This window comes from Streptomyces sp. NPDC001714 (assembly GCF_042892755.1).
Classification (GTDB): Bacteria; Actinomycetota; Actinomycetes; order Streptomycetales; family Streptomycetaceae; genus Streptomyces.
In genome coordinates this window covers 15,178-36,938 of record NZ_JBIAUL010000003.1, presented here as the reverse complement: position 1 = coordinate 36,938, position 21,761 = coordinate 15,178, and the positions used below count along the sequence as shown (strand labels likewise).

Genomic DNA, 21,761 nt, shown 5'->3' with positions numbered 1-21,761 from the left:
GTCAAGAGTCCCGAAGCCTTGACCTTTAACGAGTTAGGTCGCACAGTCCTGCATCACATGAGCCGCCGTTCTCACGAGAGGAACGATGTGTGATGCCCGGGATGTCCAGGAGAGCGCTGCTGGCGGGGTCGGCCGTGGGGGTGGCGGGTGCTGTGCTGCCCGCGTCGCCGACGGCCGCCGCGCCGAAGCCGGCGAAGGCACGGCCGAAGACGGCGACCGCCTGCGCCAGTTACCGCGCCGAGTACCACCACACGGTCCCCGACGGCTGGAAGAACGACCCGCAGCGGCCGTTGTGGATCGACGGCACGTACCACTACTACTACCTGTACAACGCGGACTACTTCACCGGAGTCGTCGGCACGGCCTGGCGCCTGGCCACCAGCACCGACCTGGTGACCTTCCGGGACGGCGGCGTCGCCGTACCGAAGGACACCACCCCCAACGGTGACGTCTGGTCGGGCTCGGCGGTGGTCGACGCGGACAACACCGCGGGATTCGGGGCGGGCGCGGTCGTCGTCCTCGCCACCCTGTCGCCCGGCGGCGGCACGGACCACCAGGAGCAGTTCCTGTACTACTCCACGGACAAGGGCCGTACTTTCACCGGCTACGGCACCGATCCGGTGCTGCCCAACCCGGGCGTCACCGACTTCCGCGACCCCAAGGTGATCCGCGACGAGGAGCGCGGCCGCTGGGTGATGGCCCTCGCCGAGGGCACCAAGGTGGGCTTCTACCACTCCGACGACCTGAAGCGGTGGACCTACGTCAGCGGCTTCGTCAAGGAGGGGCTCGGTGCGCTGGAGTGCCCGGACCTGTTCCGGATCACCGCCGCGGACGGCACCGCGAAGTGGGTGCTCGGAGTGAGCGCCAACGGAAAGGGCTCGGGGCTGCCGAACACGTACGCGTACTGGACCGGCGGCTTCGACGGCAGCACGTTCACCGCCGACGCCACAGAGCCGCAGTGGCTCGACCACGGCTTCGACTGGTACGGCGCCGTCACCTTCGAGAAGCACCGCGCCGACGGCTCGACCGACCCCGCCACCCGGTACGCGATGGGCTGGCTGAACAACTGGGACTACGCGGGCACCACGCCCACCATCGACTGCGACGGCTTCAACGGCACCGACTCGATCGTCCGCGAGGTCACACTGAAGCGGACGGCCTCCGGCGCGTACTGCCTCGCCTCACGACCCGTCGCCGCCCTGGACGACCATGTCTCGCGCACGGTGGACCTCGGCGACATCGAGGTCGACGGCAGCCGCGTACTGGACTACACCGGCATCGCCTACGAGCTGACCTGCCGGATCACCTGGGAGCAACTCACCGGCGCGGGAGTGCAGCTGCGCCGCTCCGCCGACGGCAGCCGGCACATCGACGCCGGCGTCTACAGCGACTTCGCCTTCCTCAACCGGCGTGGCGCCGTCAACCCCGACACCTCCGGCAACTGGCAGGAGAGCCACACACCCTTCGACCCGTCCGCGGGCACGGTGACGCTGCGGATCCTGGTGGACCGTACGTCCGTCGAGATGTTCGTGGACGACGGACGGTACGTGCACTCCACGGAGGCGTTCCCCTATCTCGTCGACACCGGACTGGCGCTGTTCACCATCGACGGAACGGCCGTCTTCCGGGACGTGGTGATACGGGAGTTCACCGTGTGAGGCGGCCGGCTTCCCACCCGGGGAGAGCGCGAGTTCGATTCACGGCCTGGCGCCGACACGTCGTGGTCAGGAGCCCTGTTAATTCTCATGCGCCGCATCACGGCACCCCCATACGATCCCTTCGCTGCCCGCACACCAGTGCGCATTCGAGCACCCTCTGCGGGCATCCAAACGGGAGGGACCACTTGACCACGTCCTTCGGCCCGCGCCAGCGTGCCGTCCTCGCCCTTCTGGGAGCCCTCGGCCTGTCACCACAACCGGAACTGCTCGACCGACGCGGACCGGCCCACGTACCTCTGGGCCGGAGACAACCTTGTCGTCGAGGGCATCCCCGGGACCACCGACACCACCGGCAACGCTCCCGTCGGCGCCCGCGCGCGGTCGGCCTCGGACATCCCCGGGTCCTGGTCCACGACGTGGAACGTGCCGGGGGCTCCGTCATGTTCGGGTGGTCGCTCACGCCCCCGGAGCCAGTACCAGGACGCGGAACGGGCCGGGCGGCATGGTCAGCCGCATGGCGGGGAGGGCGTCGTTTCCCGGGAAGCGCCAGCCCCAGCAGCGCATGGTTTCGACCGTCCTGTCGTCCCGGGTGTCCACCAGCGTGACGCCCAGCGCGGCACCGTGGTCGGACAGCAGTCGCCGCTGCAGGCGCCGGGCCAGGTTCCAGACCTGGTCCTTGTACTCCCGGCGTACCCGAGGCGGCACCACGATTCCGGAGACGACGAAGAGCCCACCGGAGGCGGCACGGCGAAGCAGGCTCCCCCCGACGTGTCCGTCGAACCCCGCCCACCACGGACCCGCGCCGGTCGCGGGGAAGCCGTAGGCGTATCCGGCCAGGGCGGTGGTCTCCGCGATCAGCAGCGAGAACCCCGGTCGTCGTGCGTCGGCCGCGAGATGGAGAAGGAAGGCCGCACGCGCCTGGTTCCACGCCCACGCGTCGCCACCGGAGGTCTCCGCGTACAGGTCACCCAGCTCCTGCAGACGGTCCGAGACCTGACCACGGGTCAGCGGGCGGACACGTTCGGCCACCTCGGGCGACGAGATCCGCTCCGCCTTCGGCGAGTCCGGCAGGCGGGTGCGCGGCCTGCCGCGTGCGGGCCGGACCGCGGGGAGCGACAAGGTCATCGGGAGGAACACGTGCGCGGGCATGAGCAACCCTGCCCCGGGCCCGGGCGAAGGCCGACCCGGCGTCGTCGATCCCCGAGAACGGCACCGGTGTCGGAGGCGGTGCACGGCATGCCCTCGGTCTCTCCACCGTACTCCGGGCCGGTCCCGTCCCGGCCGGGTGGACTCGGGCCGGTGCCGCGTTGACACGTACCGTCGCCGGACGTTGACTGGCGGGACGGCCGGGACGGCTGAGGGCCATGAAGGGCAGGGGCGACCGGGTCTCCGGAAGCCTGAAAGCAGTCCGTCGGGAAGGCCAAGGGCGCCTCCAGGCGGTGCCCCTCATCGCAAACGGAAGCGGTACACACGACGATGTACGACCAGACACGCGCCCAGCAGCCCCCGGACCGGCCCCCGGCCCCGGACGGACGCCGCGTCACGGGCCCGGAACCGCTGCTCGCCCCGGACGAACGGGACGAGATCGTGCGCCGCCTCGGACATGCCGTCAACACCTTCGCGGACACCCCGCGCGAGGCGCTGGAGGAGGCCGAGGGCGCCTTCGACCGAGCCGCCGCCCAGCTGGCGAACGCCCTGGCGGAGATGCGGCGCGGCCTTCGCGCCGGCTGGCAGGACCGGGATCCCGAAACGGACTCCACCGAACTCCGGATCGCGCTGCGCCAGTACCGGGATCTCACTCAACGGCTGCTGCGCACGTAGGCCCCGGCAGGCTCCCGCCGGGGAACGGCGGGGGCTCGCGCCGCCCTTCCCCGGCGACGGCGAGAGGCGATCCTCCGCCGTCTACGGCGACCACGCGACCGGCCCGGTCTTTCGCCGCACCGGCATGCCCGGCGCTTCTCCCCGCACGCGAACGCGCAGGACGCCCGTAACGGGCGAACGGCGGACGGAATGGACATCGAGGGTCCCGGAAGGAAACCTGTCACGGCGAAGTCACCTGTTCCTACCCGGCGGAGATAGGGTTGTGGCACGACGCAGATGGTGCTGATTCCTTCGGAGCACGGGTCCCACGCACACCTGGGTCCCCGCCGCGCTCCCGGAACGAAGGTGTCATGGCCGCCGAGAACGACCCTGTCGTCGGCAACCTCGACGATGACGACTACCCCGCCTACACCATGGGGCGGGCCGCTGACGTGCTCGGCACCACCCCCGCCTTCCTGAGGGCCGTCGGTGAGGCCGGGCTGATCACTCCCCTGCGTTCGGAGGGCGGTCACCGCCGGTACTCCCGCCGCCAGTTGCTCGTCGCCGCCCGCGCTCGCGAGCTGGTCGGCCAGGGCACCCCCATCGAGGCCGCCTGCCGCATCATCTCGCTCGAGGACCAGCTGGACGACGCCCTCCGCCTGAACCGGGAAATGCGCCGGGAGCTGGACGAGGGCGACGCGAATATCTAGTTCCGCCGGTGCAGAAATACCGACTCCGGCGGGATGAGGATTACCGGACGGACGCGAAAAGTGCATGGCCGGGTCCTCCCGGGCTGTGTTAGCGTGATAGCTGTTGCAGTTTTGGTTGCCAGAGAAATCTTTCTTTGCAGAGCTTTCCGGATTCTTCCGGAGGGGTGATCATCGCGGCGACTCGGCTCCGTGAAGTGCGGAGTCCGGCACTGCCCCCGAGGGAGATTCAATATGGCATCTGGCACCGTGAAGTGGTTCAACGCGGAAAAGGGCTTCGGCTTCATCGAGCAGGAAGACGGCGGCGCTGACGTGTTCGCCCACTACTCGAACATCATCAGCAACGGCGGTTTCCGCGAGCTTCAGGAAGGCCAGAAGGTCAGCTTCGACGTCACGCAGGGCCAGAGGGGCCTGCAGGCCGAGAACATCGTTCCCGCCTGACGCTGACGCGAACGCCGCGAGCCACGGGCTCGCGCATCATGTGGCCGGGGCCCGCGCTCTTGGGGTGCGGGCCCCGGTCATTTCATTACCAGATTTTCCGGGTTTCCCGCATCTTCCGGATCCCCGAATTATTGACGGCCCTGGCTTCGACATCGAGAGGCCGGGCTTCTCTCTGTGTTCTTCGGCTCATTCTTGCGATTCCTCGTACGGCTGCCCGCTGTTGGACGGAATTCCTTGATACGCCGTATCGAGGAAGGTTCCCCCTTGAACCGCACCCGTCGTACCAGCGGCACCTCCGGCCGTGCCCGCGTGAACAGGAGTGCCCCGCACCCGACAGGATCCACGCGCGGCAGTCGCCTCCGTGGTCAGGAGACGGGCCGCCAGGATCCTCGTCCCGGCACCGGGCGCAAGAGCGGCCGGGGAGCGCACTCCGCCGCACGCCGGCAGGAGTTCGCTCTGCCCGTCACCCTGACCGAGCCGCTGCCCGCGGTCGAGGCATTCGCCGAACTGGACATGCCCGTACGGCTGCTGGCCGCGCTCCGCGCCGAGGGGGTGACCGTGCCCTTCCCGATCCAGGCGGCCACCCTTCCGAACGCGCTCGCGGGCCGGGACGTCCTGGGCCGGGGCCGTACGGGCTCGGGCAAGACGCTCGCTTACGGACTGCCGGTGCTGGCCCGCCTCGACGGGCAGCGCGCCCAGCCCCGGCAGCCGCTCGCCCTCGTCCTCGTCCCCACCCGGGAACTGGCCCAGCAGGTCACCGACGCGCTCGCGCCCTACGCCCGCGCCCTCGGACTGCGGCTCGCCACCGTGGTGGGCGGCATGTCGATCGGCCGTCAGGCGAGTGCCCTGCGGGGCGCGGCAGAGGTCGTCGTCGCGACGCCCGGCCGCCTCAAGGACCTCATCGAGCGGGGAGACTGCCGACTGGACCGGGTCGCCGTCACCGTCCTCGACGAGGCCGACCAGATGGCCGACATGGGCTTCCTGCCGCAGGTGACCACACTGCTCGACCAAGTTCCCTCCGGCGGGCAGCGCTTGCTGTTCTCGGCCACCCTGGACGGTGACATCGACCTCCTGGTGCGCCGCTACCTCCACGACCCCGTGGTGCACTCGGTCGACCCGCCGGCGGGCAGCGTCACCACCATGGAGCACCATCTGCTGCACGTGCGCGACGCCGACAAGGACACCACGGCGACCGAGATCGCCGCCCGCGACGGACGCGTGATCATGTTCCTGGACACCAAGCACGCGGTGGACCGGCTGACCGAGCACCTGCTGTCCGTCGGTGTGCGCGCCTCGGCCCTGCACGGCGGCAAGTCCCAGCCGCAGCGCAACCGGACGCTCGCCCGGTTCAGGGACGGCCACGTCACGGTCCTGGTGGCCACCAACGTCGCGGCCCGCGGCATCCACGTCGACCGCCTCGACCTGGTCGTGAACGTAGACCCTCCCGGCGACCACAAGGACTACCTGCACCGCGGCGGCCGTACCGCCCGCGCGGGCGAGTCCGGCACCGTCGTCACCCTCGTCCTGCCCCGGCAGCGCCGAGCGGTGGACCGTCTCATGGCCGACGCCGGCATCACTCCGCGTACCGCCCGGATCCGTCCCGGCGCGGCCGAACTCCAGCGCATCACCGGCGCCCGGACCCCGTCCGGCGTACCGGTCAGCGTCCCCGCACCCGTCGCCGGACAGCGCGAGGGCAAGGGATCCGCCGGCCGTGACCGCCGGGGCCCGGCCGCCGGGCGAGGCGGGAGCGGCCGGGCCGCGGCCCGCGCGCGGCGCTCCGCCCCCAGGCCCACCGATTAGCCCGGGCGCGGGCACCGCACCCCCGCTCCCAGCGGTCACGCCGGGACGTCACCTTCCGGCCCGCCCCGACGAAGAGGAGAAGCCCTTGACGCCGATTCCGCCCCGAGCACACCGGTCCGGCAAGACCGACGGCACCGGTCTGACCGCCCGTGACGCCATGCTGCACGCCCCCGGGCCGCAGGTCGACGACCACATGGCGGTCGACGTGGCCCTGTCGGTGCTCATCGGAGCCCGCGTCCCGCACCTCCTCCTCCAGGACGAGGACGGGCGGTGCGCGGGACTGGTCACCCGGGACCAGCTCGCCGCGCACCGTGGCGGCTCGTGGTTCAGCGACCGGACCCGGCTGCGGGACATCCCGCTCGACCGCGGGCCGTTCACCGCGTCGACGGCCGCACTCGGCGACGCGGAAGCCGCCATGCGGGTACGGATACTGGACGTCTCCCCCGTGGTCGACGAGCACGGTTACGCCCTGGGCGTCCTCGGGCTCACCTCCTGATCCGCCGTCCGGCCGCCGTAGCGCGTCCGGCCTCTCCAGAGTCCTTCCCCCGGCGTTCTCACCCATCCCCGCGGAGGCATCCATGCGCTGTGTCATCGCCCGTTTCCCCTTCGAGCTGAGCAAGAACGAGGTCGAGCAGTCGATGGGCGGCGTGATCCCCGAACCCGTCACCGGCGTGTCCGTGACCATCGACGGCCAGATCTATCCCGTGATGCAGGTCGGAGAGGTGATCACCAGGCAGAACCGCCGGGACTTCACATCCGTCGAGATGCGCCACGCGCTGACCCGGCTCGGCTTCACCTGCCACGACGCGCCCCCGGCCGCGCCGCCCCGGGACGCGCGAACCGACGAGGACGCGCTCAACTGGTGACGAGCTTCCTTGACATGGCGTTCTGCGCAGCACTCGGTGAGGCCGGGCCGCCATGCGGAGGCCGCCGACTGCGGTGAGGCGGCCGCCGCTCTTCTCCGGCGGCTCATGGCGGACGGCGCGGAGGACTGCCGCGTCCATCCGGCGCACGGGCCTGGCCGAGTGCTGATCGCTCCGTCCAGCACCGAGAGGACGGCCGGGAACAGCCACTTCAGGTTTCCTGGGTGAACTCACAGGCCAAGCTCTCCACGTCGTACAGCGACGTACTGCTGGGCCCGGGCAAGGACGGCCAGTTCCCGACGGCCAGGCAGGGCCTCGCGGTCAGCGGACTCTCCAGCACCCAGCAGGCGCTCGTCCTCGCGGCCATCACCCCGTGGGTCAAGGTCGCGGACGACACGACCTCCGCCTCGCTGCTCTCCACCTACCGGTCGGAACTGTCGAGCACCTACATCTCGTACTCGGGCAGCAGCTCCCTGAGCAGCCAGGGTGACTACGTGCGCATCGACGGACCCGGTGTCTGGATCGAGTTCGTCTGCCAGAACGGCGTGGTCTACAGCGGCGTGCACCACCACACCGTCTACCGCGACCACACCCGTGACTACGGCGGAAAGTTCTCCTTCTGATGAACCGCTCGCCGCTCTCGCTGTCTTCGGCACTGCGCATGACGGTCCGGTCGGCGGTGGCGGTCCCGGCGGCGCTGCTTCCGGCGGCGCCGCCGGCCGCGACTTCTCCCGGGCCGGCGGCATCGTCCTGGACGACACCACCACGGCGGGGCAACCGGCGGTGCCCGCGCGGTCAAGCCCGCCGACGCTGCCGAGGCGGGCGGTTCGGCGCCGACAGCCGGTGCGTGCTGCGGCTCTCCGTGACCGTCGGGGAAGCCGGTCAGGAGGTGAGGATGGAGATCCCGTCTCCGAGCAGCTTGAGCCCCAGGACGAAGAACAGGACCGCCATCACGGCGACGTTGTGCTGAGCCGCCCAGTCCTTCCAGTTGCCGAGCGTGGTCCTGGCCCGCTCGCCGCCGAGCAGGAAGACACCCAGGGGGGCCAGCAGACCGAGGGTGGCGACCACCACGAAGACCGCCAGCGCCCCGATCTGCTGCCCGACCGGCAGGCCGGCGGAGCCGATCGCGGCGCCCGCGGCGATGGTCAGCGGGGCGTTCTTGGCGTTGAGCGCGGCCAGGGCCACTCCCAGTCCGAAGATCTTGACCGGGGTGAGGCGGTCGATCGCGCTCATCCACTTCGGCAGCTGGGCCTGCGAGGGATCCTTCGGGCGGCGGTGCCACTGGCGGGCGCCGAAGAGGACGAGGAGCAGACCGAGGGCGAGCTTGAGGGCACCCACCCAGGTGGCCGGGTGGTTGTGTGCCGAGGCGTGTGCCGGGGAGGCGATCGCCAGCATCACGGCGCCCAGAGCCGAGAGCCCCAGGATCCAGCCGACGGTGAAGAGCACGCCGTTGAGCCGGCCCTGGGGCGTGGCGAGTATGAGGATGATGGCGATGATCGGGAGCGGGCTGACCGCGACGGCGGCCGCGAAACCCAGTACGTCACCGAGAACGTGGCCCATGGTTGCCTCCGGGGGGCGATCCAGTGGAGCAAGGGGGTGGCGGAAGCGGGTGCCCCGGCCGTCTGGGCGGCCCAACGGGGTGGTGTGCCATGGGCAGCGACACCTTCTTCACGGCCGCGCGCAAGTGGCTGCCGGACGACGGTGATGACGACGTACTCGGCACGTCTCACCCAACTCCATCCTCCTGCGCCTGGCCGGATCTGTCCTCGGGAGCCTCTCGGGACGCGAGGAGCCCGGCGTCGGCCTTCCGCACCGGGCAGGCGATCCCGCAATTGCCGGAGCTTCTCGACGTACCACCCCAGGTGACCACGAGGCCCAGGGGGCGAGATGCGAGGGAGCTCAGCCGCAGTGAGGATTGAAGACGTGAGGGCGATGGCGCCTCATGTCCGAGCGCCTGGCGACTCTCGCACCGATCCGCGACAGGAGAGCTTCGCGATGACTGCGACAGGCGCAACCCCGCCGGCTCACCCTGAGCACCCGGGCAGGACGGACGGGGTCTCCAACGAGTTCACCGTTTTCACCAAGATCAAGCCGGGCGAGGCCGATGCATTGCGCGAGGATCTCACCTGGCTCAGCGACGCGGCGAATGACGAGAATGTCCATGCGGCGCTGCGCCAGATCGGCACGCTGCATGACGCACGGCACGTCATTTTCGACAACGACACCAGGTTCATGTTCGCCAGCGTCTTCGACGGCTCCTGGGACACCTACATCGACGACTTCGCCAAGACGGTGGTCGGGGAACGCTTCGACAAGGTCTTCTCGCACAGCGAAGGGTTCCCCGGCATCAAGGATCCAGGGGTCAAGGACTGGTTCCTCGCCCACCAGGAGCCCGCAGGGGTCTTCGTCAGCGCCTATCCCGACCTGACCGTCCAGCAGATCTACAAGGACCACCGCGTGGACGACGCGTTTCAGAGGGTGCTGGACACCACCGAGTTCCGCGCGGCGCTGGAGAACCCGGCCAACGCGGAGCTGGTGGCCACGCCCGCCTTCCAGCAGCTGCTGGAGGAGGCCTCGGCCTAGGGTCCGGACGCGGCCGACGCCCGGAGCCGACCCGCCACCCGTCGCGCCGGTGGGTCGGCCGTCGCGCCTGTGACCACCCGGATGCCGCCCCGGGGTGGCCGGGATGCGAGGCGGTACATCCGTGGCGAGCATTGATACGCGAGGGCGCTTCGGTGCCGGGCGTTCGGCGTCCCTCGCAACCGACGCGTAGAGGACCGACCCGTAGAGGGAGGAATCAAGCGATGACTGCGACGCCAGGTGCAGCCCAGCCGGCGCACCCCGAGCGGCCGGGCAGGTCGGAAGGGGTCTGCAGCGAGTTCACTGTCTTCACCAAGATCAAGCCGGGGCATGCGGAAGCGCTGCGTGAATTGCTGGCCGATATCGAAGGAAAGTCGGCCGGCGAGGGGAACCGTGGGGCGATACGACAGATCGGCACCCTGCACGACGCACGGCACGTGATCTTCGACAACGGAACCCGGTTCATGTTCGCCAGCGTGTTCGACGGTTCCTGGGACACCTACATCGACGACTTCGCCAAGACGGAAGTCGGGAAGATCTTCGGAATGATCTTCTCGCACATCGAGGGGTTCCCAGGTGTCAGCGACCCAGGAGCGAAGGACTGGTTCGTGGCTCACCAAGAGCCGGCGGGGGCGTTCTTCAGCGCCTATCCCGATCTGACGGTTCAGCAGATCTGGAAGGACCAGGAGGTGGACGAGGCGTTCGAAGAGGTGCTGGACACCCCTGAGTTCCGGGCGGCGCTGGAGAACCCGGCCAACGCCGATCTGGTGGCCACGCCCGCCTTCCAGAGGCTGCTGGAGCTGGCCGCAAGCTAGGCACGCGGCAGGCGACACACCCGGGGCTCACAGCCGACCCGACGCCGGCGGACCGCGTCGGCGGGTGCGGCCGGTCGGTGCAGGGCAGCCCAGGCCGAGACCGATGGGGAGCGCGAACTCATGAACACGACGGCAAGCGGCAGCGCGGGCACCGTACGCATCGAGATCGACGACATCCAGAGCGGGGCACTGCGCCCACGGCCCGTCCCCTACCACGGAAAGTACGTCTTCCTGCGCGTGGACGACCGCCATGCCGGGCGCGCCCTGCTCCGGCGGCTGCTCCCGCTGACCTCGGGTGGCCTGCCGAGCACGGACCGGGGCCAGGATGCCTGGGTCGCCCTGGCGTTCACCTTCCAGGGGTTGAAGGCCCTGGGGGTGCCCCAGGAGTCGCTGGACAGCTTTCCGCAGGCGTTTCGTGAGGGCATGGCCGCCCGGGCGGAGCTGATCGGCGACGTGGGCGAGAGCGCGCCGGCCCACTGGGAGGCACCGTTCGGCACCGGCGACGTCCACATCGCGCTGAGCGCCCTCTCCTCCGACACGGCGGAGCTGGGCAAGGAACTGGAGCGGGCCCGTGCCGCCTACGAGGACACGCCCGGGATCGAGGTGATCTGGCAGCAGGACGTCCACCAGCTCCCGACCGGCCGCACCACCTTCGGATTCCGCGACGGCATCAGCCATCCGAACATCGAGGGCGTCGGGCTGCCCGGCTCCAACCCGCAGGAGATCCCCATCAAGGCCGGCGAGTTCATCCTCGGCTACCCCGACGAAACCGGCAGCCTGCCCCCCATGCCCAGCCCCGATGTGCTGGGGCGCAACGGGACCTACGCGGCCGTCCGCAAGATCCACACCAACGTGGCGGCCTGGCGGCAGTACCTGCACGCGAACACCTCCAGCGCCGAGGAGGAGGCACTCCTGGCGGCCAAGATGGTCGGGCGCTGGCCGAGCGGCGCCCCGCTGGCACTGACACCGGAGCACGATGACCCGGAGCTGGCGGCCGATCCGCACCGGGTCAACAACTTCCTGTACCGGGAGAACGACGACCGGGGGTACCGGTGCCCCGCCGGTGCGCACATCCGGCGCGCCAACCCCCGCGACGCCACCATCATCGGCGATGCACGGATGCACCGCCTCATCCGCCGCGGCACCACCTACGGCCCGCCGCTGCCCGAGGGCGTACTGGAGGACGACGGCGCCGACCGCGGCCTGGTCGGAGTCTTCCTCGGTGCCCACCTCGAGCGGCAGTTCGAGTTCATCAAGGCCGAGTGGGTCAACGACGGCAACTTCATCGGCTACCCCGGCGAGAAGGACCCGGTGGCCGGGCACCACGGCGGAACCGGCAGCATCACCATTCCGGAGAAGCCGGTCCGGCGCCGCCTGCGGAACCTGCCCAGTTTCGTGGTCGCCCGGGGCGGCGAGTACTGCTTCGTGCCGGGGCTGCGCGCTTTGCGCTGGCTCGCCGAGCTGGAGGGCTGAGGGCGGTTCCGAGCCCCTGAGACGCGATCCCGGTCTCCGAGGAGAGGTCGAAGAGATGGCAACAGAGTTCGTCCGCTACACGCCCGACGTCGAAGACGACGACCCGGACTTCGACCGCCACGTGCAGACGGTGATCGAGAAGACCGAGAAGTACATCGCCGAGTCCGTCGAGGCCGGCGGCACCGGACGGGCCCTGCGGGACGCCCACGCCAAGGGCTACGGGCTGGTCCGAGGGGAGGTGGAGATCCTGGGTGGGCTTCCCCCCGAGTACGCCCAGGGCATCTACGCCACCCCGGGAACCCATGACGCCCTCATCCGCTTCTCCAACGGTTCGCCCCATGCCGGAGCCGACGCACGCCTGGGCGCCGCGACCGGACTGGCGCTGAAGATGTTCGACATACCGGGCCCGACCCTGCTGGACGACGAACCGGACACGGGCACCTTCGACTACGCCAACATCAACGGACCGATCTTCTTCTGCAACACCGTCGAGCACTACCTGTTCATCCAGGAACTGTTCCTGACCGCGCCGGCCTACTTCGCCCAGGGCCGACCCGGCGTACACCGCTTCTTCACCGCTTTCGTGACCGGAATGGGAACGCTGGACCAGGACGACTGGGCGTGGGACGAGTTCCTGGCCTTCCTGCGCCTGTCGAAGACCCCTCCCGCGAACATACTGCTGTCGAGCTACTGGACCATGGGCGCGGTCCGGCACGGGGACTACATCGCCAAGGTGCGCATCACCCCCGACCCGTCCGCCGCCGCCGCGGTGGTCCGGCGCACCATCGACCCGACCTCGGCGGCGGAGGTCTTCCGGCCGGCCCTGCAGGCCGAGCTGCAGGAGCGGCCCTACGCCTTCGACATCCAGGTCCAGCTCTGCACCGACCTGGCGCGCATGCCGGTGGAGGACACCACCGTGGAGTGGCCCGAGCAGCTCTCGCCGCCCGTCACCGTGGCCAGGCTGCGGCTGCCGCAGCAGGACATCTCCGAGCCGGAGAACCTGGAGAAGATGGACGCGCTGTCCTTCACGCCCTGGCGGGTCACCGCCGAGCACGCGCCCCTGGGCAACATCATGCGGGCCCGCAAGGAGGTCTACCGGCACTCCTCCATCGCCCGCCACAAGCTCAACCGGCAGCCGCGTACCGAGCCCCGCAGCGCCGACGAAGTGCTCGGCCCGGCACAGTGACGAGTTGGGACTGGGTGTACCGGGTGGAGGAGCCGCACGGCTCCGAGGGCTGGCGCCCCTACGGCGACCGTCCCGAGCGTTGGCGTGGAACCGTCACCACCGACGACCCGGAGGAGGACGCGGAGTACGTCGCCGCTCTCGTGGTCACCGATCTGGTGACCGAGTGGGACCGCCACGGCGCCGTCGAGAAACACGTGCGCGTGATCGTCTGGGAGGACGAGGAAGGCACCGACCCCGCCGACGCGGCCTTCACGGTCGAGATCCAACCGGGCATCGGCGGAGACTGACGCCCGGCCGGCCATTTCCACGGGCCACCGTCGTCACGGTGCCTGCGTCTCACGAGAGCCCTCGGCCTGCAGCTCGAACCACATGGTCTTGCCGGTGGCCGTCCGGACACTGCCCCAGGCGTCCGCGAGCAGGTCGAGGAGCTCGATGCCCCGGCCGTTCTCCGCACCCGGATCGGCGACGCCGCGTGCGGGGCCGGCGGACTCGGTGTCCTCGACCTCGCAGAGCAGGCGGGAGTGGCGCAGCTGCAGGTTGAGCCTGAGCGGACCGCGCGTGTGCCGCAGGGCATTGGTGACCAGTTCGCTGACCAGCAGCTCAGCGGTGTCGGCGAGGTCACCCACGGCCCAGTCGCCCAGTTGCGCGGTCACCAGACGTCGGGCCTGGCGCACGGAGGTCAGGTCCCGCGGCAGGGGCCAGGAGGCATCCCAGGCGCTGGCGCGGCCACGCGGTGCGTCGAACGGCCGCAGCGGCGCGAGCAGGCGGGACCACAGAGCCCACTGCCGGGCGAGCCGCGACGTCACGGCGGCGCGAGGGGACCGTCCTTCCCGGAGGAAGGCGATGCGGTAGCCGATGGCCCAGGTGGCCATGGGGATCAGTCCCTTCGCTGACGACCGGGCGGTCGGCCGGTCGGCCGGTGAACGTGCCAGGCATGCGCCGGGGCTTTTGGGCGTAGCAGTCGCTACATCTCGAATATAGACGTAGCCACCGCTACAGTAAATACCTACGCAAAAGCCTGATAACGGACAGCCGCGAATCCTCGTCCGCACGTACCCAGGAGGCCCTCATGCCTCGCCCGCCCGACCCGGCCAAGCGACGCGACCTCCTCGACCGGGTCCGCGAGTACGTCATGCGCAACGGCCTGGCGGACCTGTCCCTGCGACCTCTCGCCAAGGCCCTGGACACCAGTGACCGCATGCTCCTGTACTACTTCGGCACCAAGGAACGGATGGTCGCCGAGGCCCTCGACATCTACGAGCGCCGGCCCCTCCTGCGCACCCGCGAACTGCTGCGGACCATCGGCTCGCCCGCCGGCCCCGCCGACCTGCGCCGCTTCATGGAGGAGGTGTGGCGGCAGTTCAGCGACCCCGAGGTGCGCGCCGCACTCCCCCTCTACTTCGAGATCATGAGCGCCAGCGTGCTGCACCCCGGCCGCTACGGGCCCGTCATGCGCGGCATCGTCACCGAATGGACCCTCCTGTTCACGTCCGTCTTCCGTGACCTCGGCATGACCCAGGAGCGGGCGCGCGTCCAGGCCACCCTCCTGACCGACGCCTCCCTCGGCCTGCTGATCGCCCCGCTGGCGGACGGCCACTGGGACCGGGCCCACGAAGCCTTCCACGCCCTCCTCGACAGCCTGGAACCCGGCTGGCGGACCACGGCATGAGACCCGCCACGGGAGCTGCCCGGGCCCCGGTGCCGGCCGTGGTTCAGGCGGGGACCCGTGGCGGGCGGTCCTCGCCGGGCGTCTCCGCGGGTGCCGGTGTTCGCAGGCTGCCGTAGCGCTCCATGCGCTGCCACCGCAGCCGTGAGCCCGACACGGCGGTGAAGACGGACTGGATGACCACCAGGTACATGAGCTGGCGGTAGACGAACTGCTGCAGCGGCAGGCTCCACAGCGGGCCCGGGCGTTCTCCGTCCAGGCGGAACGCGTACAGGCCCATCAGCAGTTGCAGGAGCAGGAAGGCGAGCCAGATACCGGTGATCCGCAAGGGGTCGAGGAAGACCAGGCCGTAGAGGGCGAAGACGTCGACCACCGGAGCGAGCAGGGGCAGCAGGACCTGGAAGAGGAGGAGGTAGACCAGCCCGCGGCGGCCGAGCTTGCCGGCGGAACCGCGTTGCACCAGCGCGCCGCGGTGCTTCCACATCGCCTGCAGCGTGCCGTAGCACCAGCGGTAGCGCTGCCGCCACAGCGCGCCCAGGGAGGCGGGAGCCTCGGTCCAGGCGACCGCGCCCTCCTCGTACACCACCCGCCAGCCGGCCCGGCACAGGGCCATGGTGAGGTCGGTGTCCTCGGCGAGGGTGACGTCGCTGACCCCGCCGAGGGCGAGCAGGGCCCTGCGCCGGAACGCCCCGACCGCGCCGGGCACGGTCGGCATGCACTCGGCGAGGTCGAAGAGGCGGCGGTCGAGATTGAAGCCGACGACGTACTCGATGTGCTGCCAGCGGCCCAGCAGACCACGGCGGTTGACGACCTTCGCGTTGCCCGAGACGGCACCCACGCCGGGGTCGGCGAAGGGCTGCACGAGCGTGCGGACGGCGTCGGGCTCGAAGACGGTGTCGCCGTCGACCATGACCACCAGTTCGCAGGCAGCCGCGGCCAGGCCGGTGTTGAGCGCGGCGGGCTTGCCCGCGTTCGGCTGCCGGATCACCCGCACCCGTGGCAGACCGAGGGACTCGACCAGGTCGGCGGTGCCGTCGGTGGAGCCGTCGTCCACCACGATGATCTCCACCGGATGGTCCGAGGCGACCAGGGAGCGGACGGCCGCCTCGATTCCGGCGCTCTCGTTGTACGCCGGGACGATGACGCTGACCGGTTCGGTCACCGGCGCCCCCCAGGACCTGGCCCGGAGCCCGGTCCGCAGCCGTCGGTGCCGGCGGGCCGCGACCAGTACGACCGCCGCGCGCAGCACGCTGATCGCCCCGGCCGCGTACATCAGCACGCCGAGCAGCCGGATGGTCCAGTCGCCGAGCTGGAGCATCTTGATGAGGGCGATGCCCTGGAGGTGGTCGTCCAGCCCGGCGGGCCGGACGGGGCCGGCCATGCCGACCGCGGCGCCGACCGTGGTGAACCGGAAGCCCCGCGCCTCGAGCCGGGGGATCAGGGTGTTGAGGGCGGCGACGGTCTGGGCGCGGTCACCGCCGGCGTCGTGCATCAGCACGATCTGCCCGGCCCTGCCGTGCGGTGTCGCGTTCGCGAGGACGCGGGCCGTGCCGGGGCGCTGCCAGTCCTCGGCGTCCAGGGTGGAGAGCACGGTGACGTACCCGGCTCTGTCGGCCTGCTTCAGGACGGACCAGTCGGTGTCGTCCAGCGCGTCGTTCTCCGAGGAGTACGGCGGTCTGAGCAGTGCGGTGGTGACGCCGGCCGCGCCGGCCACCGCCAGCTGGGTCTCGCGCAGCTCCAGGGAGCGCTGCCACGGGGCGAGGCGCGAGAGGTCGGGGTGGGTGAAGGTGTGGATGCCGATCTGGTGGCCCTCGGCGACGATCCGGCGGACCAGTTCCGGGTGGGCGACGACCTGGGTGCCGACGACGAAGAAGGTCGCGTGCACGTGGTTGCGGCGCAGCACGTCGAGGATGCGCGGGGTCCAGACCGGGTCGGGGCCGTCGTCGAAGGTGAGGGCGATGGTGCGTGCCTCCGGGCGGGCGGTGTGCGGGGAGCCGGCGGCGTCCGCGATCACGGGGCCGCCGTGCGCCACCTGGCCGGGCACCGTGTCGGCACGGCCACGGGGCCCGGTCACGTCGTCCGAGGTGATCCCGAACATGTGGTGGGTGTAGCCCTGCAGCAGGAGAGCCGCCGACAGGGTCACCACGAGCACGCACAGCAGCAGCCAGTGGGTGCGGGGGGTGACCCGGCGGGTGCGGCCGCGCAGCCGGGGCACGGCGGTGCGGCGGGGCACGGTGCTGCGGGGCCGGTTGTCGGTCGGATCGGTCACGTCCGGGCCTTGGGCGACTTCACGGGCCTGTGGGACGCGCCGATGGCGCGCCCCTTGGCGGAGGGTGCGGCGGTGCTGCCGGCACTGGCACTGGCACTGGCGTCGGCGCTGGTGGTGGGGCTCGCGGTGGTGGGCGACGCGGTGGGGGCGGACGTGACCCCGGGGGCGGTCGTGGCCGGCTGCCCGCCGGTCTGGCCGTCGGCCCGGTCGGAGGCCGTACGCGGCGAAGTGGGACGTGCGTTCTCGGCCGCCGCGCCGGCGTCCGTGTTCCGGCCCGGGTGACCGTGACCCGTGCCGGCGGGGGAGCCGGACGTGGTCGCCCGGGGCGTGGCCGGGTGCGTCGTGTCAGGGAGCGGGACGAACGGAGCGGTGACGGCGGGGCCGCCCAGCAGCGCGCTGACCAGCAGGGCGACATAGACGCCGGCGGGGATCACCAGCAGTCGTGCGGCGCGCCGCACGCGCCGCTGGCGGCGCCCCGAGGCGTCCACGAAGACGGGCCGCGCCGGATCGTTCTCCGGTGTGTCCGGCTCCGGTACGGGACGGTCGGAGTCGTCGTGGTCCGTCGGCAGCACGGTGATGACGTCACCGTGCGGAGAGTCACACTCCGCCCCGGCGAGGCGATCCGGCCCGGCGACGAGCACCGGTGCACCGGCGGCCCGGGGCTCCGGCTCCGCCGTGGCGGTGCCGACGGCCGTGTCGACGGCGGTGCCGCCGGTGCCCTCGTGACCGTGGGCACAGCCGTGCCCGGCGCCGGCATACGGCTCCTCGCCGTACCCCGCGCCGCCGTCACCCGTCCACTGCACGAGTCCCGCCTCCTCTCCCCGCCGACCGACGTGGTCGTCCGCATGGAAAGAGCGCGGCGGGCCGGAACTGTTACACCTCCCGCCTCGGACGGTCGCAAGTCCCACTCCGGGTGTCCACAAGTCCTGCCTCGCGGCGGTTCCGCACCCGCGTGGGACCGCCCCTCCTCACGCCGTGGAACGGCACTTCACCACCGCTTCCCCGCACTCGGCCGTGTGCGCGTAGAACGCCCGCAGCTCCCGGTGCGTCGTGGCGAACGCGCGGGACGCCTCGGGCTCCGCGGTCATCCCGCCGTAGCCGGGCAGCAGCCGGTCCCTGGCGAGCTCCCACAGCTCGTCGAAGTCGGCCTGCTCCAGGAACCCGGCCACCCGGCGGGCCTGGGCGGCCGTGAGGACCAGCAGCGGCGGCTTGCGCCGGTCGGTGCGGAACACGGGGCGGCCGCCGAGCACCACCTGGGCCTGGGGCCGGCCTCCGGGAGCATCCGGCGCGGCGCCGGTGTAGATGCGCTCCTGGTCCAGACAACCCTCGTCCAGGACCTCCTCGGGGTACGGGCCGGCCAGTCGCCCGGCGGACTCCGCGTCGCTCGCGAAAAGCCGCTCCAGCCAAGCCGGACTGTTGCGCAGCGCCGGGGCCGGCACCGCTCGCAGACGGAGGTACACACTCATGACAGGGGGAGCGCACGAGAGCGCCGAAGCATCACTCGCCCCGAAGACGCCCCGACGGTGCACGGCAGCCGGAGGGACCGCTCGCCGCAGGTCTGTCGGGTGATACCGGACGGGACTCCTGGGCCTTGTGACATTTCTGTGAGCGCGAGCGCTGGTCATCCTGGGGCCGTCGTTGCGACCGGAGCACGGCGGGCGGTGTGAAATCGGTTGTGATCGGTGCGAACGAGGGCGATCTTGGGCCAGGTGCGGCAACCCCGGCGTGTACAGGAGTACGACGGGGAACTGGGCGCGGCGGTCGCGCGCGCCCAGGACGGCGACGAGGCCGCCTTCGCGGTCGCCTACCGGATCGTGCAGCCGGGCCTGCTCGGCTACCTTCGCGGCGTCGTCGGCGACGAGGCGGAGGACGTGGCGTCCGACGCCTGGCTGGAGATAGCCCGCGACCTCGGGCGTTTCCAGGGCGACGGCGCCGGCTTCCGTGGCTGGACCGCCACCATCGCCCGGCACCGGGCGCTGGACCACCTGCGCCGCCGGCGCGTGCGGCCCCAGGCCGGCGGCACCGAGCAGGACGTACTGGATCTGGTCGGCCCGCACAACACCCATGAGCAGGCTCTGGAATCCCTCTCCACCGAGCGGGCCCTGGAACTGATCCGGGGTCTGCCGCGCGACCAGGCCGAGGCAGTGCTGCTGCGGGTCGTGGTCGGTCTGGACGGTCCCGCCGCGGCGCGCGTCCTGGGCAAGCGCCCGGGCGCCGTGCGCACCGCCGCCCACCGGGGCCTGAAACGCCTCGCCCGTCAGCTGGGCATCGGCGGCGAGCCCGAGGAGGGTGTGACGGATGTGGCTTCCCGCACGCTGGGGGAGTCGACATGAACGACAACCGCGACAGGATCGACAGGCAGGCGTCGGAGCCAGAACAGCGGACGAATCGAAACGGTCGGACAGGAACGGAAACGGACATGGGTGAACGGCTGAGCGGCGACGGGGTACCGGGCCGTCGACCCGTGCGGCCCGGCGGCACCCTGTCGGACCCCCGGGACGCGGGTGACGACGCCGTGCTGGAAGCGGCACTGGCCGCCGCCGTTCGCGCAGACGATCTCGCATCCCGGGGCGAACCGCAGGCCGTGGCCGCGTTCCGGGCCGCCCGTGCCTCGGGTGCGCATCGCACACGTACCCGGCGCCGGGACGACTGGCGGCCGGCGGCGGAGCGGCGGGCCCGGCGCCCGGTGAAACTGACGTTCGGCGTGGTCTTCGCCAGCCTCGCCCTGGGGGGCGTGGCGGTCGCGGCCATCGGTTCCGCCGGCTCCTCCACCGACGGTGCCGGACACGGCCGGGGAGCGACGGACCCCTCGGCGGCCGCCTCCATCCGGCCGGGCGGCGCGGCCTCGTCACCGTCCTCCGGCAGCCTTCGGCCGACGGACCGGCCCGCCACCGCCCAGGACACCGAGGCCCACTGCCGTGCCTACGAGCAGGTCAAGGGGCACGGCAAGGCGCTGGGCGCGACGGCCTGGCAGCGGCTGCTCGCGGCAGCCGGCGGAGCGGACAAGGTCGCCGCCTACTGTGCCGAGCAGCTGACAGCGGCGACGGCCAGGCCGAGCCACCCGGCCGGCGCGGGCAGGTCCGGCGAGTCCGCCGCGAACTCCGCCAACGGCACGGCGGGCAACAACGGCGCTTCCGGCAACGCGTCCGCCAACGGCCAGGCGAACGGCGGGCAGGGCAACGGCAAGAGCAAGTAGCCGGCCGCCGCCGCTCGGGCAGGCGGCGGCCGGCCGAAGCCGTCGTCGGCAGCGGGCCGCCTCCCCGTCGGGAACGCGATCAGCCCCAGAGCGTGCCGAGGATCACACGCCCCGGAATCTGGCCCGGCACCACGTTCGGTACCTGCGGTGCCGTGCTCGGCTGGGCAGGGGTCTGGTTCACCGTGGTGCCCGGGGCCTGGTTGGGTCCGGTGGCCCACAGCTGGTCGACGCGCGAGCGTTCGGCGGCGTCAGGGTAGCGGTTGGTGCAGGACGGGCCGGCGCCGCCGCCCGACATCAGCTCACTGCACGGCCCGCTGTAGTCGTCGGCCAGGCCCAGTACGTGCCCGGTCTCGTGGGTGACGACGCGGACCGAGTCGTACTGCCGGCTCTGGGTGTAGTCGATGAAGATGTAGCCGCTTCCGTGGCCGTTGGTGGAGGCGTAGGACCCGCGCTGGTCGTTGCCCTCGTAGTAGGAGAAGTCGGCACCGCTCGAAGCCTCCTGGAGCTTGACGTTGGACTCGGAGCTGTTCCAGATCGCGGCCGCGCTCGATATCTGCGAACGGAAGCTCGGCGCCCGGGAGTCGTCATAGGTGATGGTCACCGCCTGCGCGGCGGGCTGGGCGGCGCGCTTCGCGGCGACCGACTTGAGTACGGCCTCGAAGAACGCCTTGTTGTTCGCGGCCTCCTCGCCGGACCCGTCGTACCGCGCCACGGAGGTACCGGCGGAAGCGGACGGGGCGGCGGCCGTCCGGGCGCTCGCCGGCACCGCGGCGCCCAGCACGCCGGAGGTCAGACCCAGGCCGAGGGCGAGGGTGAGGGCGAAGGGTCTCGCGGACGTTCGGGACGCGTTCATGTGGGGGCTCCTACTCACTCGGTGACGCCGAGCGCCCGGTGCGCGGTCGACTCGGCGTGAACACCGGTCCCGAACTGCGGCGACGTCCTGTGGGTCGACATTCTTAGAACGGCTCCACAGGGAGCGCAAAGGGCCCCCGCAACTACGTCGCCTCGTAGGTCCCGGGACCTTGGCAGGGCAGTGCGCGGGTCTCCGGGCCGCGTATCGCGGCGGGCGGAAGAACTGTCGCGGCGTCAGAAGCCTTGCTGCGCCGGGCAGCGGGCGTGCGGGCCGGCCGGACGGAATTCCGGGACGCGCGTCAGGGTTCACATGCGAGCCAAGACGGACAAATGCCCAAATGTCCACTGTGCCGTGTCTACTAAGCGCGCCGGTTGATTGGCTGAGCGCTGTGACCGAGGTCATAAAACATGGGCTTCCGCCTATTTCGCGCTTTACCGGCCCCAAGTCACCTTCC

The 21,761-nt window shown here is 71.3% G+C and carries 23 protein-coding genes; 16 read left to right on the top strand and 7 right to left on the bottom strand.

All coding sequences use genetic code 11. The features are described from left to right. The first annotated feature begins 92 nt into the window (after nt 1–92). Nucleotides 93–1,658, top strand: a complete 1,566-nt coding sequence (locus tag ACFY0P_RS08975) for a glycoside hydrolase family 32 protein (RefSeq protein WP_388908955.1) — start codon at nt 93–95, stop codon at nt 1,656–1,658. A 456-nt stretch (nt 1,659–2,114) separates the two neighbouring features. Here ACFY0P_RS08975 and ACFY0P_RS08970 read toward each other — a convergent pair whose 3' ends face one another. Beyond that, nucleotides 2,115–2,807: a hypothetical protein gene (locus ACFY0P_RS08970; RefSeq protein ID WP_388908953.1), complete on the bottom strand. Its 693-nt coding sequence runs from the start codon at nt 2,805–2,807 to the stop codon at nt 2,115–2,117. Nucleotides 2,808–3,134: 327 nt separating this feature from the next. Here ACFY0P_RS08970 and ACFY0P_RS08965 point away from each other — a divergent pair, with 327 nt between their 5' ends. The 7 genes from ACFY0P_RS08965 to ACFY0P_RS08935 all read left to right on the top strand — a co-directional run bounded on the left by ACFY0P_RS08965 (nt 3,135) and on the right by ACFY0P_RS08935 (nt 7,892). After that, nucleotides 3,135–3,479, top strand: a complete 345-nt coding sequence (locus tag ACFY0P_RS08965) for a hypothetical protein (protein WP_388908951.1) — start codon at nt 3,135–3,137, stop codon at nt 3,477–3,479. Between the two features lie 350 nt (nt 3,480–3,829). Further along, entirely contained in the window at nt 3,830–4,168 is a 339-nt protein-coding gene (locus ACFY0P_RS08960) for a MerR family transcriptional regulator (protein WP_388908949.1), read from the top strand. A gap of 231 nt (nt 4,169–4,399) precedes the next feature. Continuing rightward, nucleotides 4,400–4,606, top strand: a complete 207-nt coding sequence (locus ACFY0P_RS08955; protein WP_351720824.1) for a cold-shock protein — start codon at nt 4,400–4,402, stop codon at nt 4,604–4,606. Between the two features lie 264 nt (nt 4,607–4,870). Next, nucleotides 4,871–6,406 (top strand): DEAD/DEAH box helicase, encoded by a 1,536-nt coding sequence (locus tag ACFY0P_RS08950; protein WP_388908946.1) that lies wholly within the window; start codon nt 4,871–4,873, stop codon nt 6,404–6,406. 85 nt (nt 6,407–6,491) lie between these two features. Beyond that, on the top strand, nt 6,492–6,902 hold the full coding sequence (locus ACFY0P_RS08945; RefSeq protein WP_388908944.1) for a hypothetical protein: 411 nt from the start codon (nt 6,492–6,494) through the stop codon (nt 6,900–6,902). Nucleotides 6,903–6,984: 82 nt separating this feature from the next. Then, nucleotides 6,985–7,272 (top strand): SCO5918 family protein, encoded by a 288-nt coding sequence (locus ACFY0P_RS08940; protein WP_388908942.1) that lies wholly within the window; start codon nt 6,985–6,987, stop codon nt 7,270–7,272. 221 nt (nt 7,273–7,493) lie between these two features. Beyond that, nucleotides 7,494–7,892: a DUF3500 domain-containing protein gene (locus tag ACFY0P_RS08935; RefSeq protein WP_388908940.1), complete on the top strand. Its 399-nt coding sequence runs from the start codon at nt 7,494–7,496 to the stop codon at nt 7,890–7,892. Nucleotides 7,893–8,151: 259 nt separating this feature from the next. Here ACFY0P_RS08935 and ACFY0P_RS08930 read toward each other — a convergent pair whose 3' ends face one another. Continuing rightward, the gene (locus ACFY0P_RS08930) at nt 8,152–8,829 is read right to left on the bottom strand and encodes a GAP family protein (RefSeq protein ID WP_388908938.1); all 678 of its coding nucleotides are present in this window, start codon (nt 8,827–8,829) and stop codon (nt 8,152–8,154) included. A 435-nt stretch (nt 8,830–9,264) separates the two neighbouring features. Between ACFY0P_RS08930 and ACFY0P_RS08925 the strand changes: the two genes are divergently transcribed. From ACFY0P_RS08925 to ACFY0P_RS08905, 5 genes are all read left to right on the top strand, one after another. Further along, a complete protein-coding gene (locus ACFY0P_RS08925; RefSeq protein WP_388908936.1) occupies nt 9,265–9,852 on the top strand; it encodes a hypothetical protein in 588 nt (195 codons plus the stop codon). Nucleotides 9,853–10,073: 221 nt separating this feature from the next. Further along, the gene (locus tag ACFY0P_RS08920) at nt 10,074–10,664 is read left to right on the top strand and encodes a hypothetical protein (RefSeq protein ID WP_388908934.1); all 591 of its coding nucleotides are present in this window, start codon (nt 10,074–10,076) and stop codon (nt 10,662–10,664) included. 120 nt (nt 10,665–10,784) lie between these two features. Next, nucleotides 10,785–12,137, top strand: a complete 1,353-nt coding sequence (locus tag ACFY0P_RS08915; protein ID WP_388908932.1) for a Dyp-type peroxidase — start codon at nt 10,785–10,787, stop codon at nt 12,135–12,137. Nucleotides 12,138–12,192: 55 nt separating this feature from the next. Next, nucleotides 12,193–13,323 (top strand): catalase family protein, encoded by a 1,131-nt coding sequence (locus ACFY0P_RS08910; protein WP_388908930.1) that lies wholly within the window; start codon nt 12,193–12,195, stop codon nt 13,321–13,323. Continuing rightward, a complete protein-coding gene (locus tag ACFY0P_RS08905) occupies nt 13,320–13,610 on the top strand; it encodes a hypothetical protein (RefSeq protein WP_388908928.1) in 291 nt (96 codons plus the stop codon). Before ACFY0P_RS08910 ends, ACFY0P_RS08905 begins: the two co-directional genes overlap by 4 nt. A gap of 33 nt (nt 13,611–13,643) precedes the next feature. On the opposite strand, the gene ACFY0P_RS08900 is transcribed toward ACFY0P_RS08905, so the two are convergent. Next, on the bottom strand, nt 13,644–14,195 hold the full coding sequence (locus tag ACFY0P_RS08900; protein ID WP_388908926.1) for an ATP-binding protein: 552 nt from the start codon (nt 14,193–14,195) through the stop codon (nt 13,644–13,646). Between the two features lie 197 nt (nt 14,196–14,392). On the opposite strand from ACFY0P_RS08900, the gene ACFY0P_RS08895 reads away from it, so the two are divergent. After that, nucleotides 14,393–14,992, top strand: coding sequence for a TetR/AcrR family transcriptional regulator (locus ACFY0P_RS08895; RefSeq protein ID WP_388908924.1), 600 nt, complete (start codon nt 14,393–14,395; stop codon nt 14,990–14,992). Nucleotides 14,993–15,035: 43 nt separating this feature from the next. Here ACFY0P_RS08895 and ACFY0P_RS08890 read toward each other — a convergent pair whose 3' ends face one another. The 3 genes from ACFY0P_RS08890 to ACFY0P_RS08880 all read right to left on the bottom strand — a co-directional run bounded on the left by ACFY0P_RS08890 (nt 15,036) and on the right by ACFY0P_RS08880 (nt 18,724). After that, nucleotides 15,036–17,258: a bifunctional polysaccharide deacetylase/glycosyltransferase family 2 protein gene (locus ACFY0P_RS08890; RefSeq protein WP_388908922.1), complete on the bottom strand. Its 2,223-nt coding sequence runs from the start codon at nt 17,256–17,258 to the stop codon at nt 15,036–15,038. Beyond that, on the bottom strand, nt 17,255–18,061 hold the full coding sequence (locus tag ACFY0P_RS08885; protein ID WP_388908921.1) for a hypothetical protein: 807 nt from the start codon (nt 18,059–18,061) through the stop codon (nt 17,255–17,257). The genes ACFY0P_RS08890 and ACFY0P_RS08885 overlap by 4 nt, the downstream gene beginning before the upstream one ends. A gap of 165 nt (nt 18,062–18,226) precedes the next feature. Further along, nucleotides 18,227–18,724, bottom strand: a complete 498-nt coding sequence (locus tag ACFY0P_RS08880) for a DUF1877 family protein (RefSeq protein ID WP_388908919.1) — start codon at nt 18,722–18,724, stop codon at nt 18,227–18,229. A 234-nt stretch (nt 18,725–18,958) separates the two neighbouring features. On the opposite strand from ACFY0P_RS08880, the gene ACFY0P_RS08875 reads away from it, so the two are divergent. Then, the gene (locus tag ACFY0P_RS08875) at nt 18,959–19,591 is read left to right on the top strand and encodes an RNA polymerase sigma factor (RefSeq protein WP_388908917.1); all 633 of its coding nucleotides are present in this window, start codon (nt 18,959–18,961) and stop codon (nt 19,589–19,591) included. 86 nt (nt 19,592–19,677) lie between these two features. After that, nucleotides 19,678–20,454 carry a hypothetical protein gene (locus ACFY0P_RS08870; protein WP_388908915.1) on the top strand — a complete coding sequence of 259 codons (777 nt, stop codon included), beginning with the start codon at nt 19,678–19,680 and terminating at the stop codon, nt 20,452–20,454. Nucleotides 20,455–20,533: 79 nt separating this feature from the next. On the opposite strand, the gene snpA is transcribed toward ACFY0P_RS08870, so the two are convergent. Continuing rightward, nucleotides 20,534–21,307 (bottom strand): snapalysin, encoded by a 774-nt coding sequence (gene snpA, locus ACFY0P_RS08865; protein ID WP_388908913.1) that lies wholly within the window; start codon nt 21,305–21,307, stop codon nt 20,534–20,536. Nucleotides 21,308–21,761: the final 454 nt, after the last annotated feature.